The organism is Streptomyces sp. 8N616 (assembly GCF_052246385.1).
In the GTDB taxonomy this organism is placed as follows: domain Bacteria; phylum Actinomycetota; class Actinomycetes; order Streptomycetales; family Streptomycetaceae; genus Streptomyces.
Window position 1 is genome coordinate 22,291 of record NZ_JBQQBY010000044.1, and the last position, 15,609, is coordinate 37,899.

Here is a 15,609-nt window from a genome sequence, read left to right on the forward strand (position 1 = left end):
GCAGTACCAGATTCCGCTCGTGTCCCCCAGGAAAACGTCCGCGCGGATTACGGGGAGTCCCTACGGGCGTACGCTCTGCGGTACTTGCCGAAGAGTCACGGTCGTACGGTCGAAGGAACGGACGTGGAGGACATGGGAGACCGGCAGCGCCGGCCGCACCGGTTGCTGCTCGAGCGGGAACCGGAACTGGCCGCCCTGGACGCCTTGCTGACGGATCTGTGCGTCCCGCCGACTGCGTCGGGCACACCCCGGTCCGGCGGCATACTGGCGTTCGCCGGCCCGGCCGGACTCGGCAAGACGACGCTCCTCGCCGAGGTACGCAGAAGGGCCGCCGACCGCGGATGCACCGTGCTCGTCGCGCGCGGCGGCGAGCACGAACAGGAAGTGGCCTTCCACGTCGTGCGTCAGCTCGTGCAGCCCGTACTCGCCTCCGGCACCGAGCAGGAACACCGCCGGATCATGGGCAGTTGGTACGACATCGTCGCGCCCGCCGTGGGCCTGGTGGCCGGGGACGTCGGCTCGCCCGACCCGCAGGGTGTGCGCGACGGCCTGGACTGGATCGCCACCCGCTTCGCCGTGCAGCACGCGCCCCTGGTCGTGATCCTTGACGATGCCCACTGGGCCGACGCGGAGTCGCTGGCCTGGCTCACCGGCTTCGCGCCACGGGCCACTGAACTCCCGATGCTGCTCGTCGTGGCCTACCGTCCCGATGAACTCCCGGCCTCGGCAATGACGTTCGGGAAACTCGTGGACCGCCAGGGTTCGCGGCCCTTCGATCTGGCGACGCTGACGCCGAACGCGGTGAGCCGGATCGTCCGGGAGGCCCTGGGCGAGGAGGCCGACGAGGCGTTCTGCCGCGAGACCTGGGCGGTCACCGGCGGCAATCCCTTCGAGACCGTCGAACTCACCGCCAAGGTCGCCGAGCGCGGGCTGAAGCCGCAGGATGTGCACATTCCCGAACTGCGCGAACTGGCCTCGGCGGTGAAGGGCAGTGATGTCGTCGAGCGGCTGGAGCGGCTGGGCACCTCCGCGGTCCGATTCGCCTGGAGCGCCGCCGTGCTGGGCGCCGAGGCCTCCCGGACCCTGGCCGCGAACGTCGGCGGACTGGGCGACGCCGAGTCCGCCGATGCCGTCGCCCGGCTGCGGGAGGCCCGCATTCTCGCCGACCCCGCAGACCCAGCCGACGACGATCACCTGGAATTCTTCCACCCCCTGGTCGCCACCGCCGTCTACCGGGCGATCCCCGCGGCGTTCCGGGTCGCCATGCACGGCCAGGCCGCCGTGACCGTCTCGAGCGCGGGCCTCGGCACCACCAGGGTCGCCCGGCATCTGCTGGAGATGCATCCCGAGAGCGACCCCTGGGCCGTACAGCAGCTGCGGGAAGCAGCCCGTGAGTACCTCCGGGCCGGCGCTCCCGAGGCCGCCCGGCGCTGCCTCGCCCGCGCGCTGCGGGAGCCGCCCGCTCCGGAAGACCGGGCCGGGGTTCTCTTCGAGCTCGGATGTTCCGCCCTGCTCACCGAACCCGCGACCACGGTCAACCATCTGAGGGCGGCGCTGGACGAGCCCGTGCTCGACTCGGCTCTGCGCGAAGCGATCACCTACCGGCTCGCCCAGGCCCTCGGCCACTCGGACCGGATGGCGGAAGCCGCCGAGACGGTGACCGAAGCCGCCCGGCAGGCGACCAACGCCCGCACCCGGCTGCGCATGCAAGCGGAGCAGTTCATGTGGAACGCCTTCCGGGCCGACGAGGAGAACTCGCCCGCGCGCTCACGCAAGCTGGCCAGGCTCGCCGAGCACCTCAGCGGCCGTGGCATCGCCGAGCGGTACATCCTGGGTCTGCGGGCCTGGGACGCGATGGTGCGCGGCGAGCCCGCGAGCACGGCCTTGCACTACGCGGAGGAAGCTCTCGGCGAGGGCCTGAGCTGGACCAACGACGAGTGGGGCTTCGAGGTCCCGGTCCTGGTCGCGCTCACCTTCATGTACTGCGACCAGCCGGGACGAGCGGAGGAGCTGTTCAACAAGGGCATCGCCGAATGCGAGAACAAGGGCTGGCGCGGCGCCCATCTGTCCTTCGGATTCACTCTTCTGGGCTATATCCGCTATCGCCGCGGACGCCTCGACGAGGCCGAGATGCTGGTACGCGGTGGACTGCGGATCGCCGACCGGGTGGGGCACCGCGTGCCCGCGCAGTGGTTCGCCATCGGCATCCTGATCGAGATCCTCCTCGCCCGCGGCCGGACCAGGGAAGCCCAGGAGCTCGCCGCCACATACGGCTACGGCGATGTGGTGCCCAATGCGGTCGTCTACCCCGACTCCCAGACCGTGTACAGCGAGTTGCTGCTCGCCCTCGGCATGCGGCGGGAGGCCGAGCAGCAGCTGAAGCAGGTCGGCGCCCGACTGGAGCCACGCGGGATGCGCAACCCCGCGTGGTGCCCCTGGCAGCTTCATCTCGCCCGTGCTCTGGAGCTGTCCGACCCCGGACGGGCTGTCGAGTTCGCCTCCGAAAGCGTCCGGAGGGCTCGCCGCTTCGGTACCCAGTCCGCGATCGGGCAGTCTTTGCGCGCGGCGGCGGCCGTATCTCGCGGTGAGGACCGGATCAGACTGCTCGCGGAGGCCGTTGAGCACCTGGAACGCTCCCCGTCCGGGTACGACCTGGCCATAGCCCTGGTCGACCACGGCGCTGCCCTGCGCCGCGCCGGGCTGCCGCAGGACGCGGCAGAGCAGCTCCACCGCGGTCTGGAAGGCGCCGTGCACTGCGGGGCCGACGCCCTTGCGGCGCGAGCCCGCGACGAGCTGGACGTCGCCGGTCTGCCGCCGCTCCAGCTGCGCACCGGCGATACGGAGTCACTCACCGCACAGGAGCGGACGGTGGCCGAGTGGGCGGCACGCGGCTGGTCGAACACGCGCATCGCCGAGGCGCTGGGCACGCAGGAAAGGGCCGTGGCCCAGCTGCTGTCGGGTGTCTACCGCAAGGTCGGCTCCGACCCCGCAGGTCTGCCGGGGATGATCGGACAGCAGTCGGGGACGCCGCTGACACCGCGCCTCTGATCCTTCATGGTTGCCGGGCGCACACGGGACGGCCGAAGTGTGGTGTCCCACCACATGTGCCACTGACCTGCGCGTTTCTACGGTGTGGCGAAACCGTAAACGCCCCTGTCCCCGCCCGGAAGTGGTGACCATGGCAGTCCCGGCCCCAGCGCCCACGCCCCCCGGCTCACTCCGCCGCATCGTCGCCGCGAGCCTCATCGGCACCACCATCGAGTGGTACGACTTCTTCCTCTACGGCTCGGCCGCCGCGCTCGTCTTCAACAAGCTCTTCTTCCCCGGCTCCGACCCGCTCGTCGGCACGCTGCTGTCCTTCCTCACGTACGCCGTGGGATTCGCCGCCCGGCCGATCGGCGCGCTGGTCTTCGGCCACTACGGCGACCGGCTCGGCCGCAAGAAGCTGCTCGTGCTGAGCCTGCTGCTGATGGGCGGCGCCACGTTCGCCATCGGCCTGCTGCCCACCCACGCCACCATCGGATCTGCCGCACCGCTGCTGCTCACGCTCCTGCGCCTGGTCCAGGGCTTCGCGCTCGGCGGTGAGTGGGGCGGCGCGGTGCTGCTCGTCTCGGAGCACGGGGACGCGAAGCGGCGCGGATTCTGGGCCTCGTGGCCGCAGACCGGTGCCCCGGCCGGACAGCTGCTCGCCACGGGCGTGCTGTCGGCGCTCACCGCTCTCCTGTCCGACAGCGCGTTCACGTCCTGGGGCTGGCGCGTGCCATTCCTGCTGTCCGGCGTCCTGGTGATGGTCGGCCTGTGGATCCGGCTCTCCGTAGACGAGTCGCCCGTCTTCAAGGAGGCCCTCGCCCGCGCCGAGGCCCGCAAGGCCGCGGATAAGGACCTGGTGGAGAAGGCGCCGCTGGTCGCCGTACTGCGGCACCACTGGCGCGATGTGCTGGTGGCCATGGGCGCGCGGATGGCGGAGAACATCAGCTACTACGTGATCACCGCGTTCGTCCTCGTCTACGCCACCAGCCAGGCGGGCCTGGACAAGCAGACCGCGCTGGGTGCCGTACTGATCGCGTCCGCCGTGCACTTCGCGGTGATCCCGGCCTGGGGCGCGCTCTCCGACCGGGTCGGGCGACGGCCCGTCTACCTGCTGGGCGCCGCGGGCGTCGGCCTCTGGGCCTTCCCCTTCTTCGCACTGATCGACACGGAGACCTTCGGGAACCTGCTGCTCGCGGTCACGGTCGGCCTCGTCTTCCACGGTGCGATGTACGCGCCCCAGGCGGCCTTCTTCTCGGAAATGTTCGCGACCCGGATGCGGTACTCGGGCGCCTCGATCGGCGCCCAGTTCTCGTCGGTGGCGGCCGGCGCCCCGGCTCCGCTGATCGCCACCGCGCTGCTCGCCGACTACGGCAGCGCGACCCCGATCGCCCTCTACGTGATCGCCGCCGCGCTGCTCACCCTGGTCGCGGTGGGAGCCGCCCGGGAGACCCGGGACCGCGACCTGGCCGCGATCGAACCGGAGCACACCGCCGCGGACGCCCCGGCCACTGCGCCCCCGGCCCGTACGGTCTGAGCCCTGAGCGGGGCGCGGCCGCCGGCTCAGCGCTTGCGCCGGCCCTGCCCCTCTCCCTGACTCTTGCTCTTGTTCTTGCCCTTCATGGAGTTCCGGGCTCCGGCGATGTTCTCCTTCGCCCGGCCCGCCGCCTGCTTGGCCTTGCCCTTGGCCTGCTCGGCCATGCCCTTGACACGCATCTGTTCGTCCCCGGAGACCTCGCCCGCCATCTCCTTGGCCCGGCCCTTCATCGAGTCCGCCGCACCGCTCATCTTGTCGGCGCTGCCGCGACGGCCGCCGCTCTGCTCTCCCATGGAGCTCATGGAACTGCCTTTCCTGTCCTGTCGGATGTGGACGGAATTCGTCCGCCGTCCACGCTGCCGCAGGGGGTGCGAGCACGCACGCCGGGCGGAGCCGTCAGCGGTCGACGGCGCCGCCCAGCCGGTGCAGCCGCAGCGCCAGCTGGACCTCCAGGGCCCGGGAGGGCGACTGCCAGTCGCAGCCCAGGAGCCGGCCGATGCGCTCCAGACGCTGGGCGACCGTGTTGACGTGTACGTGCAGCTCGTCCTTCGTACGGGCCGGGCTCATCCCGCAGGCGAAGTACGCCTCGAGGGTGCGGACCAGGTCGGTTCCCCGGCGCTCGTCGTAGTCGGTGACGGCGCCGATGGTGCGGTGCACGAAGGCACCGACGTCCCGGCTGTCGGCCAGCAGCAGCCCGAGGAAGCCGAAGTCCTCGGCGGCGGCGCCCTCTCCCGCCCGGCCCAGCAGACGCAGCGCCTCGAGACAGCGCCGGGACTCCGCGTACCCGGCGGCCACGGACCCGGGCCGCGCAGCAGGCTCGGGCACGGGCGCGGAGGCGCCCACCGTGACGGGGTGGTGCACGGCGGTGCCGAGCTGCCGGGCGGCGTGCCGCGCGGTCGCGGCCGCGGTGTCGCCTGAGCCGAGCGGCAGCAGGAGCACGGTGCCGCCGTCGCGCGCCGAGGCCAGGCCGTGCCGGGTGGCGGCCAGGTGGGATGCGGCGGACCACAGCCGCTGGCGGTCGGCGGTCTCCTGCTCTGCGGTCTCGCCCCCCGCCCTCGGCGGTGAGGGCACCCCCGGTGCAGCCAGGGGGCGTACCCCCGGCCGGGCGCCCGCCGCGGGCGACACCTCCACGCGCGCGGAGAGCACGACGTGCGGCGCGTCGAGGTCGGCCTGCAGCCGGGCCGCGCGCTCGCGGAGCAGCCCCGGGTCGCGGTCCGGCGCGTCGAGGAGGTCGTCGAGGAGCTCTCCGCGGACCCGCTGCTCGGCCTCGCCGGCGGAGCGCCGGGCGAGCAGCAGGAGGGAGGTGACCATGGCGGCCCGCTCGAAGGTGCGCTGGTCGACCGGGTCGAGGCCGGGGTGGCCGTGCAGGACGAGGGCGCCGAGGAGTTCGCCGCCCGCGGAGACGGCGGCCACCCAGTCGTCGCCGTGCCGTACGGCGTGGCCGTCGGCGCGCGACCGGTCGACGGCCGGAGCGGGCGCGGCTCCGGCCTCGGCGAACTCGACCGCGCCGCGCAGCACTTCGGCCACCGCGTCGGCGACATCGTCCACTCCCCCGCCGCGCAGCACCAGTTCGGTGAGCCGGTCGTGCACCTCGGAGGCGCGCTCGATGACACCGCTGCGGTCCCGGATGATCTCGTTGGCGGCCTCCAGCTCGGCGAGGGCTGACCGGGTCTCGGCGAGGAGGTTGGCGGTGTCGATCGCGACGGCGGCGTGCGCGGCGAAGGAGGCGAGCAGGGCGATCTGCTCGCGCTCGAAGACGCGGGCGCGGCGGTCGGCGGCGAAGAGCACGCCGATCACGCCGCTGCCGAGCACCAGCGGTACGCCGAGGATCGCGACGAGGCCCTCGTCCTGGACGCCCGCGTCGATGGTGCGGGTGTGCTGGAACCGCGCGTCGTCGAAGTAGCTGTCGGTGACGTACGGGCGGGCGGTCTGGGCGACGAGCCCGCCGAGCCCCTCCCCCATCCCGAGCCGCAGCTGCTGGAACCGTGCCGAGACCGACCCGTCCGTGACGCGCATGTACGTGTCGCCGGCCTTGGGGTCGTTGAGGGTCAGATACGCGACCTCGGTGCCCAGCAGCGAGCGGGCCCGCTGCACGATGGCGTGCAGCACGGCGTCGAGGTCGCGCAGCCCGGCCAGGTCGTGGGCGGTCTCGAAGAGGGCGGACAGCTCCGCCTCGCGGCGCCGCCGCCCCTCCAGCTCGGTGCGCACCCGCAGGGCGAGGAGCTTGCCGCGCTCCAGGCTCGCGAGTTCCTCCGCGGAGGCGCCTTCGGCGCGGGCGCGCAGGACGGGGCGCTCGTACTCCTCCGCCGGCGCGCCGCGGGAGAGAAGCTCCAGGTAGGGGGCTTCGGCGGTGGATGCGGCGGGCCGCGGTCGTGCTCGGGACATGGTCACAGGGATACCTGCCCGACCGGCGCCTGCGCCAGCCTCGGGCCGCGGTGCCCGTGCCTGAAGGGGCCCGCCGGCGCCCGCACGGGCGCCGGGGAGTACGGGTGCGCCGGGGCCCGCGCCGCCGTCCCCGCCGTCGGCCGCCGCACGACGTCGGGCCGCCCGCCGGACGGCTGGGGCGGCCCGACCCGGCTGCCGGGGCCCGGAGTGCCTTCGGCGGCGGGGCGGGCCGAGGGGCCGGGCGGGCCGGCCCTCCCGTCCTCCGCGCCGGAGGCGTTCAGTGCGCGGTCCATCCGCCGTCGAGCGGGAGCGAGGCTCCGGTGATGAACGAGGCCTGCGGAGAGCACAGGTAGGCCACGGCCTCGGCGACCTCCTCGGGCTCCACGAGCCGCTTCAGCGCCGACCCCGCCAGCAGCACCTCGGAGACGACGCGTTCGGCGGAGATGCCGTGGGCGGCGGCCTGGTCGGCGATCTGCAGCTCGACCAGCGGGGTGCGGACGTAGCCGGGGCTGACGCAGTTGGAGGTGACGCCGTGCTGGGCGCCCTCGAGCGCCGCGACCTTGGAGAGCCCCTCGAGACCGTGCTTGGCGGCGACGTACGCGGACTTGTACGCGGATGCGCGCAGGCCGTGCACGGACGAGATGTTGACGATCCTGCCCCACCCCTGGCCGTACATGTGCGGAAGGGCACCGCGTACGAGCCGGAACGGCGCCTCCAGCATCACCGTGAGGACCGTCGAGAACACCTCGGGCGGGAACTCCTCGATGGGGCGGACGAGTTGCAGACCGGCGTTGTTGACCAGGACATCGGAGCCCGCGGCGGCCTGTTCCGCGGCGTCGAGGTCGGTGAGGTCCAGGGTGTGCGGCTCGAGGGCACCGGCCAGCCCGGCGGCGCGTTCGGCGAGGGTGTCGAGCCCCGCGGCGTCCCGGTCCACGGCCCGCACCTTGGCTCCCGCGGCGGCGAGCCGGAGCGCGCAGGCGCTGCCGATGCCGCTGGCCGCACCGGTGACGAGCGCGGTGCGGCCGCCGAGGTCGAGGGCGACGGTGTGGGGGGCAGGACCGGCGGCGGGGGCGGGACCTGATGGGGAGGGGACGGTCATGACCGGCACACTAAGGAGCGGGTGCCGCGCGACCGATGTGGCAGCGCCACACAGTTCAGAGAGTGACGATGGGCTCGAACCACGCCGGTCCCTCGCCCAGCGCCTGCTTGATCCGCATGAGGACGAAGTCCTCCAGATCGGGCAGCCTGTCCAGCGGGAACCACGCCACGTCCAGGGACTCCTCGTCGTTGACCCGCGCCTCGCCGCCGACCGCCCGGCAGCGCAGCGTGATGTCCATGAACTGGCACAGGTCGCCGTTGGGGTACTCGATGGGGTCGAGCGCCTGGACGAGGACGACCCGCTCCGGCACGCAGCGCACCGCCGTCTCCTCGTACACCTCGCGCACAGCCGTCTGGGCGGGCTGCTCGCCGGGGTCGCAGATGCCTCCGATGATCGACCACCTGCCGGTGTCGGCCCGCCGCCCGAGCAGCACCCGGCCGTCGTCGTCGAAGACGATGGCGCTGACGCCGGGGAGCCAGAGGAGCTGGTGCCCGGCGCTCGCGCGCAGCTCGCGGATGAAGTCGGGGGTCGCCATGCATCGAGCGTATCGGCAAGGCGAATCCCGCCCCTGACGTCCCGCCGGGCCCCCTTGCGCCGCATCGTTTCCGCACAACGGCTCAACACGCTGCGGCCCCAGCCGTTACGGTGTGGCCAACCATGTGCCCACCGGCGGCATCCCCGCTGCCGCGAGCGGAGCCCGTCTGAGCTGGGGTTCGACGGGATGGCGCCGTCTGCCGCAGGACCGGCGGTACGGGAACGCGGCGGCGCCGCAGACGTGACCGGCGTCGTCGTCATCGGCTGTTGCGCCGGCTGGGCGCTCATCACCGCCCGGCGCGAGTCGCGCCCCGAAGGGATGCTCCTCGCACTGCTCGCGGTCGCTGCGGGATACGCCTGCGGACGGATCGGCGGAGCGGTGCTGCCGTTGGCCGCACCCCCTCTCGCCGCCCTCGCCGGGGCGGCACTCGCGGTCACTCCGCCATACGGCCCGCTGGGCGCGGCCGCGGATCCCGTCCCGGGCCATACGGGCGCGAGCGCCGCGCAATTCGCCCTCGGCGCCGGCGAGGGCAGCTGCGCGGCCTGGGGCCATGCGCGGCAGGGCAGGGGTCAGGCCTGGGCTGCGGGGCGGGCGGCAGCCATCCGGCGCAGCCGGTCCCGGATGACGCGCACCGCGACCTCGGCGTCGTCCACGGTCACCGTAAAGACGCGGCCGTCCCCGAGCCGTACGACAAGACCCTCGCCGCGGCGTACGACGACGGCCGTGCCCTTCTCCGGGCGCCAGCGGTAACCCCAGCCGCCCCATTCATGAGGGGTGACGCGGGGCGCGAAGTAGGCGCCGGCGACGTTCTCCAGCGGGATACGGCGGCGCGGCAGGCCGACGTGGCCGCAGCGCACTTCGACGGCCTCCTTGTCGACCCGTACGTGGACGTGGACGAAGGCGAGCGTGCCGAAGAGGATCAGCAGCCCGGCGGCGACGCAGCCGATCACGGACATGAGGAGCGGGGCGATGCCGGAGGTCCACGGAGAGTCCACGGCGAGCTCGATGCCGAGGGCCATGCAGGCCGCGCCGAGTGCGGCGAGCGGCCACTGCGCGCGGTTGACAGCGCGCCCGGTCCAGACCTCGGGGACGCGTTCTGCCGCTCCCGAGTGGTCCTGGGGGTCGTCCCTCATGGGAGTGAGCGTACCCGTGATCGGCAGCCGCAGCAGGGGGTTGCGGGCGGCGACTGTATGTGCATCGCACTATGGGGGGAAGCACGTGGGCGCAGCCGCCCGGTACCCCGCTGGGCGCCTGATCTACCTGTTCGCGGGGCTTCCGGCCGTCAGCGCGCGCCCCTCGGCGTATGCCAGGGCGGCGACAGGGAGGGCGGCCTCCTGGCCGCCCAGGATCACGGTCAGCCGGTCGGCCGGATCGGCCGCGGGCGCAGGCTGCGCGCCGATCCGGCGCAGCGCCTGGGCCGCCACGGCCCCGGCGGAACCGTGCAGCGCGATCGGCGGCAGCTGCGGCGGCTGTACGGCGGCCCGGATCCGCTCGGCGACGAGTTCGTAATGGGTGCAGCCCAGGACGAGGGCCCTTACGTCACGGGGCGTGAGGGCGGCCGCGGCGGCGATGGCGTCGTCGATCGCCTGCTCGTCGGCGCGCTGCACGGCGTCGGCGAGCCCGGGGCACGGCACCTCCGTGGTCACGACCCCGTCGGCGAAGTCCTTGATCAGACCGCGCTGGTACGGGCTGCCGGTGGTGGCGGGAGTGGCCCAGATGGCCACAGGACCACCCGTCGCGGCGGCGGGCTTGATCGCCGGAACCGTTCCGATCACGGGCAGCGCCGGCTCCAGCTCGGTGCGGAGCGCGGGGAGGGCGTGCACGGATGCGGTGTTGCACGCGACGATCAGCGCGTCGGGCCGGTGCGCCGCGGCCGCCTTGGCACAGGCGAGCGCGTGCGCGGTGACGTCGTCCGGGGTCCGCGGACCCCACGGCATGCTGTCGGGGTCCGAGCTGAGCACGAGAGCGGCATCCGGCCGCAGCCGACGGACCGCGGCCGCGGCCGCCAGAAGCCCGATACCGGAGTCCATGAGCGCGATCTTCACCCGCCAAACCTTATGCGATAGGGCCCCTGAGCCCTTCCGGCCGGGGTCCACAGAACGCCTGCCCTGCGGCCAGGCAGCCGCCGGTCGCGCGCCGAATCAGGGGCGCGGGGCCGCGGCCGCGCGGGGCCAGCCACATCCTCGGCAGCGCCCTCCGGCGAGCACACGCCCTGCGCGCAGGTACGGGCGCCATCGCCTCCGGCCGCGGCAGCGGCCGACTGACTGCGCGCATCCGGCCTGACCGGACTCCCCGGCATCGCCCGGCCCGGCGGCCGCGCCCAGCCCCCGCCCCCGCCCAGGAGCGGTGCGTCCGGCCAACCCAGCCGACCCCGCCAACCCGGCCGACCCCGCCAACCCGGCCGCCCCGGCAGCCGGGCAGGCAGTCGGCAGCCGGGCGGAAACGTACGCGCCTCGCCGTTCCCGAAGGCACCGTCCGGCAGACTGCCGTGGGTGAGCGTGCTGACGTGGATCGCTGCCGGATCGTTCGCCGCGTGGGTGTGGTTGCTGCTCGGGCAAGGGGGGTTCTGGCGGACCGGGGTACGGCTGCCGGAGCGGGCTCCGGCCGGCGGGGAGGACGGTGACTGGCCCGCCGTGGCCGTGGTCGTGCCCGCGCGGGACGAGGCCGAGGTGCTGCCCGTGAGCCTCGGGTCCCTGCTCGCGCAGGACTATCCGGGCCACGCCGAGATCTTCCTCGTCGACGACGGCAGTACCGACGGCACCGGCCGCATCGCGCGCGAACTCGCCGCACGGACCCACGGCCTGGCGCTGACCGTCTCCTCCCCCGGCGAGCCGGAGCCCGGCTGGACCGGCAAGCTGTGGGCGGTGCGGCACGGCATCGCGCTCGCCCGCGCCCGTCGTACGCCCGGCCCCGAGTATCTGCTCCTCACCGACGCCGACATCGCCCACGCCCCCGACAGCCTGCGGGAGTTGGTGGGCGCGGCCCGCACGGCAGGGCTCGACCTCGTGTCGCAGATGGCGCGGCTGCGCGTGGCGACGGCCTGGGAGCGGCTGATCGTCCCCGCGTTCGTGTACTTCTTCGGGCAGCTGTATCCGTTCCGGTGGGTGAACCGAGCGGATGCGCGGACGGCGGCCGCGGCAGGCGGCTGCGTGCTGCTGCGCGACTCCGCCGCCGTGCGGGCGGGCGTCCCCGAGAGCATCCGGTACGCCGTGATCGACGACGTGGCGCTCGCGCGCGCGGTGAAGCGCAGCGGCGGCCGGATCTGGCTGGGGCTCGCGGACCGGGTGGACAGCGTGCGCCCGTACCCGCGCCTGGGCGAGCTGTGGCGGATGGTGTCCCGCAGCGCGTACGCGCAGCTGCGGCACAACCCCCTGCTGCTGGTGGCGACCGTCGCGGGGCTCGCGGTGGTCTATCTCGCGCCCCCGGTGGCGCTGTTGGGCGGTGCACTGTACGGGAGCCCCGGCGCGGCGCTGCCGGGCGCCGCGGCGTGGGCACTGATGACCGGGACCTACGTGCCGATGCTGCGCTACTACGCCCAGCCGCTGTGGCTCGCCCCGCTGCTGCCGTTCACGGCCGCCCTCTACCTCCTGATGACCGTCGACTCGGCCGTGCAGCACTACCGGGGCCGGGGCGCCGCCTGGAAGGGGCGGACGTATCCGCGGCCGGAGCAGGCACGTACGGCACGCTCCGGCCGGGCCGGCGCCGCCGAGGAGGGCGCCGGGCCGTAAGGCTCACTCCAGGGTCGCCCCGGGCCGCCCGGTCACTTCCGGCCCGGCGTCCAGTTCATCCCCCAGCCATAGGCGTAGTCGACCGTGCGCTGCGGGCTGACTCCGCGCTCGGGGATCAGGTAGCGGGCCTCGCGCTGGACGACGAGTTCGCCGCCCCCCGTGTTGGTGATGAGCGCGAGCGCGCAGACCGTGGACGGGACGGTGCACTCGTCGAGCGAGAAGTCGACCGGCGCGCCGTGCTGCGGGTGCAAGGTGACGGTGGCGTGCAGGTCGGCGAAGCTGCGCGCGCCCTCGTAGATCGTGACGAAGATCAGGATCCGCCGGAAGTACTGCTTGTAGTCGAGGTTGATCGTGAGGTTCTCGCCGGACGACACCGCTCCGGTCCTGTCGTCGCCGTCGAGGTGGATGAACGGCGGCTGGTGGAGGGAGCCGTAGGCGTTGCCGAGGGCCTGGACGACGCCCTTGCTGCCGTCGCTGAGCTCGTACAGCGCGCACAGGTCGAGGTCGAGGTCGGAGTGCATGGCCATGGCCCGGCCGAGTTTGCTCCCCCAGCCTGTGAACTGCTTGTGCACCTGCCAGTTGAGGTTGACCCGCATCGCCCCGGACGTACCGCCCTGCTTGGTCAGCGAGACGGACGGGGCCTGCTTGGTGAGCGTGACCTTCGTGAGGCGCACCGGCGCCGGGCCCGCTCCGGGGGGCGCGGGAGCGGCGGCGGGGGGCATGGGAGCGGCGGAGGGCGCGGGCGGCTGCACGGGCGCCGGGGGTGGGGCGGTGACGGGATTCGGCGCAGGGGCGGGCGCAGGGGGCGCAGGGGCGGGAGCCGGAGCTTGGACCGGAGCGGGCGGGGCAGCCGGAGCGGCGGTCTGCGGCTCGTCGACCGTGATCCCGAAGTCCGTGGCCAGCCCGGCGAGTCCGGTGCCGTAGCCCTGCCCGACGGCCCGGAACTTCCACGCCCCCTGCCTGCGGTAGAGCTCGCCGAGCACGAAGGCCGTCTCGACCGTCGCGTCGTCGCTGTCGAAGCGGGCGAGCTCCGCACCGGCCGCCGCGTCCAGCACCCGGACGTACAGACCCGGCACCTGCCCGAAGCTGCCGCCGTCCGCGGACGCGGCCAGGACGACGGTCTCGATGGCGGGCTCGACCTTGGCGAGGTCCACGGACAGGGTGTCCGTCACGGCGTCGCCTGCCGTGCTCTTGCCCTCGTGCCGTACGGCTCCCGAGGAGTGCGCGGGCTGGTTGTAGAAGACGAAGTCCGCGTCGGAACGCACCTTTCCGGATCCCTGGAGGAGCAGCGCCGAAGCGTCGGCGTCCGGCACGCCGGCGCCGCTGCGCCAGCCCAGCTCGACCCGTACCGCGGGCGCCGGAATCGGAACGTTCGTGCCCTTGCGCATCGCCATGCTCTCCCCCTCTTGAATCCGCCGGAATTACGGCCCCTGGTCCGCCGGAACCCGGTTCTGTGATGTCCCGGGACAAACCTAAGGCCCGCCGCGCCGAGTGCGGTACCGGAAGTGCCGAGGACAGCCCGCGGAGCGCCCCTGCCCGCCAACCTCGGGTAACCCGCCGGGAACTCGGCCTTTACATGGTTTCAACCCGGCAAGAAGTCCCCTTTCCCCAGGTTCGCTCACATTGGGGGCCCAGAGTCACTCCGAACACGAGAAACAACCCTCTTATCGGTCTCCCCAACCAGCACATCGTGGGCTTAACTTATGAGGCATGACCTCCCCCCGCTCCACCTATGGCGGCGGCTACTACTCAGCGCCTTCCTTCCCGGACACGCCGATCTACGACAGCCTCGTCGCAGAGCGCGGCACGCCGCAGATCGCGCCCATCCGGGTTCCCTCTGCGTACGAGTCCGGCAGCTACCTGCCGGCACTCCCCCCGGCACTGCCCGCGCTCCCCTCGGGCGGCCCGTCCCAGCACCCCCAGCACACGCCCTCGTACGGCTATCCGCAGCCCGCACCGCTGCAGCACGCCCCTGCGCCGTACATCCCGCAGCAGGCCACCGGCCCGCGCGGGTACCCGGGGCCGCAGCAGCACCCGACGCCGCCCGGCGGCACCGGCTACGACCAGATGCGCCCCGCCGCGCCCCGGCCGGCGGCCCCGCGTCCGGCACAGGCCCCGCGTCCGGCACAGGCTCCGCGCCCGGCCCAGGCCCCGCGGCCCGCACCGTCTCCGTACGAGGATCCGTACGGGCGTCCGTACCCGGCCCGGGGTTACTGACACCGGCCGCTGACCGGCCCACTGACGGGGCGCAGCCGGGCCGCGAACCGCGCCCACGGCCGCCCGCGGTCCGGTCGTCGCGGCCGCCGGGCTGTCCAAGGGGCCGTCCGCCGGGGCGGGTGTCCGACCCGGCTGGCAGACTGACCGCATGCGGAATCCTGTGCTCAGCGCGGTCCATGTCTATCCGGTCAAGTCGGTGGCGGGGTGCGCCCCGAGCGAGGCGGCAGTGGAGCCGTGGGGGCTCGCAGGGGACCGCAGGTGGATGTTGGTCGGACCGGACGGCCGGTTTCTGACCCAACGGGAGCACCCGCGGCTGGCGTTGGCGGCCGCCCGGCCGCTGCCCGACGGCGGCGTCCGGGTCACCGCACCGGGAGGTGAGCAGCTCACCGTCGAGGTTCCCGAGCGCATCGGCACGACCGCCGTGGAGGTCTGGCGGGACAAGGTCGATGCGGTGCCGGCGGGGGCGCCGGCGGCCGAGTGGTTCAGCGGCTGGCTCGGCACCGAGGTGCGGCTGGTGCATCTCGACGAGCCCGCGCGCAGGCGGCCGGTTCACCCGGCGTACGCCCGCTCCGGCGAGACCGTGACGTTCGCCGACGGCTTTCCCCTCCTGGTCACCACCACGGCCTCTCTCGACGCCCTCAACTCCCTGATAGCGCAGGGCGACCACGCGGACGAGGGCCCGCTCCCGATGAACCGGTTCCGGCCGAACGTCGTCGTGGACGGCACGGCTCCATGGGCCGAGGACGACTGGTCCCGGATCCGGATCGGCGAGGTCTCCTTCCGCGTCGTCAAGCCGTGCAGCCGCTGCGTGATCACCACGACCGACCAGCGGACCGCCGAACGCGGCAAGGAGCCCCTGCGCACGCTGGCCCGCCACCGGCGCTTCGGCGACCGGCTCGTCTTCGGCCAGAATCTGATCCCGGAGGGGACCGGGACGATCCGCACCGGCGATCCCGTGGAGATCGAGAACTAGCCGGTGTTCGCGTGAAGTGGAGCATCACTCATGGGTGGTGACGTTGCTCTCTCTTCGTGCGTTTCGGGCATGTACCGCGCTCCATGAGGTACTTACGGAGTCGGAAGG

At 73.5% G+C, this 15,609-nt stretch carries 12 protein-coding genes; 5 read left to right on the forward strand and 7 right to left on the reverse strand.

Translation table 11 applies throughout. The features are described 5' to 3' along the window. Positions 1-132: 132 nt before the first annotated feature. Entirely contained in the window at positions 133-3,048 is a 2,916-nt protein-coding gene (locus ACTWQC_RS30800; RefSeq protein ID WP_443319151.1) for an ATP-binding protein, read from the forward strand. A gap of 130 nt (positions 3,049-3,178) precedes the next feature. Continuing rightward, entirely contained in the window at positions 3,179-4,564 is a 1,386-nt protein-coding gene (locus ACTWQC_RS30805) for an MFS transporter (RefSeq protein ID WP_443319122.1), read from the forward strand. A gap of 26 nt (positions 4,565-4,590) precedes the next feature. On the opposite strand, the gene ACTWQC_RS30810 is transcribed toward ACTWQC_RS30805, so the two are convergent. From ACTWQC_RS30810 to ACTWQC_RS30835, 6 genes are all read right to left on the reverse strand, one after another. Then, complete coding sequence (locus ACTWQC_RS30810; RefSeq protein WP_443319123.1) at positions 4,591-4,866, reverse strand: CsbD family protein; 276 nt, start codon at positions 4,864-4,866, stop codon at positions 4,591-4,593. Between the two features lie 94 nt (positions 4,867-4,960). Next, positions 4,961-6,949: a helix-turn-helix domain-containing protein gene (locus ACTWQC_RS30815; RefSeq protein ID WP_443319124.1), complete on the reverse strand. Its 1,989-nt coding sequence runs from the start codon at positions 6,947-6,949 to the stop codon at positions 4,961-4,963. Between the two features lie 277 nt (positions 6,950-7,226). Next, complete coding sequence (locus ACTWQC_RS30820) at positions 7,227-8,048, reverse strand: 3-hydroxybutyrate dehydrogenase (RefSeq protein ID WP_443319125.1); 822 nt, start codon at positions 8,046-8,048, stop codon at positions 7,227-7,229. A 55-nt stretch (positions 8,049-8,103) separates the two neighbouring features. Continuing rightward, positions 8,104-8,583, reverse strand: a complete 480-nt coding sequence (locus ACTWQC_RS30825; RefSeq protein WP_443319126.1) for an NUDIX hydrolase — start codon at positions 8,581-8,583, stop codon at positions 8,104-8,106. A gap of 569 nt (positions 8,584-9,152) precedes the next feature. Continuing rightward, entirely contained in the window at positions 9,153-9,716 is a 564-nt protein-coding gene (locus tag ACTWQC_RS30830; RefSeq protein WP_443319127.1) for a hypothetical protein, read from the reverse strand. A 123-nt stretch (positions 9,717-9,839) separates the two neighbouring features. Continuing rightward, positions 9,840-10,628 (reverse strand): glutamate racemase, encoded by a 789-nt coding sequence (locus ACTWQC_RS30835; RefSeq protein ID WP_443319128.1) that lies wholly within the window; start codon positions 10,626-10,628, stop codon positions 9,840-9,842. Between the two features lie 456 nt (positions 10,629-11,084). On the opposite strand from ACTWQC_RS30835, the gene ACTWQC_RS30840 reads away from it, so the two are divergent. Then, positions 11,085-12,311: a glycosyltransferase gene (locus tag ACTWQC_RS30840; RefSeq protein WP_443319152.1), complete on the forward strand. Its 1,227-nt coding sequence runs from the start codon at positions 11,085-11,087 to the stop codon at positions 12,309-12,311. Positions 12,312-12,343: 32 nt separating this feature from the next. Here the strand turns inward: ACTWQC_RS30840 and ACTWQC_RS30845 are convergent, their stop codons facing one another. After that, positions 12,344-13,705 (reverse strand): TerD family protein, encoded by a 1,362-nt coding sequence (locus ACTWQC_RS30845; RefSeq protein WP_443319129.1) that lies wholly within the window; start codon positions 13,703-13,705, stop codon positions 12,344-12,346. Between the two features lie 316 nt (positions 13,706-14,021). Here ACTWQC_RS30845 and ACTWQC_RS30850 point away from each other — a divergent pair, with 316 nt between their 5' ends. Next, positions 14,022-14,528, forward strand: coding sequence for a DUF6643 family protein (locus ACTWQC_RS30850; protein ID WP_443319130.1), 507 nt, complete (start codon positions 14,022-14,024; stop codon positions 14,526-14,528). A gap of 148 nt (positions 14,529-14,676) precedes the next feature. After that, complete coding sequence (locus ACTWQC_RS30855) at positions 14,677-15,501, forward strand: MOSC domain-containing protein (RefSeq protein ID WP_443319131.1); 825 nt, start codon at positions 14,677-14,679, stop codon at positions 15,499-15,501. Positions 15,502-15,609: the final 108 nt, after the last annotated feature.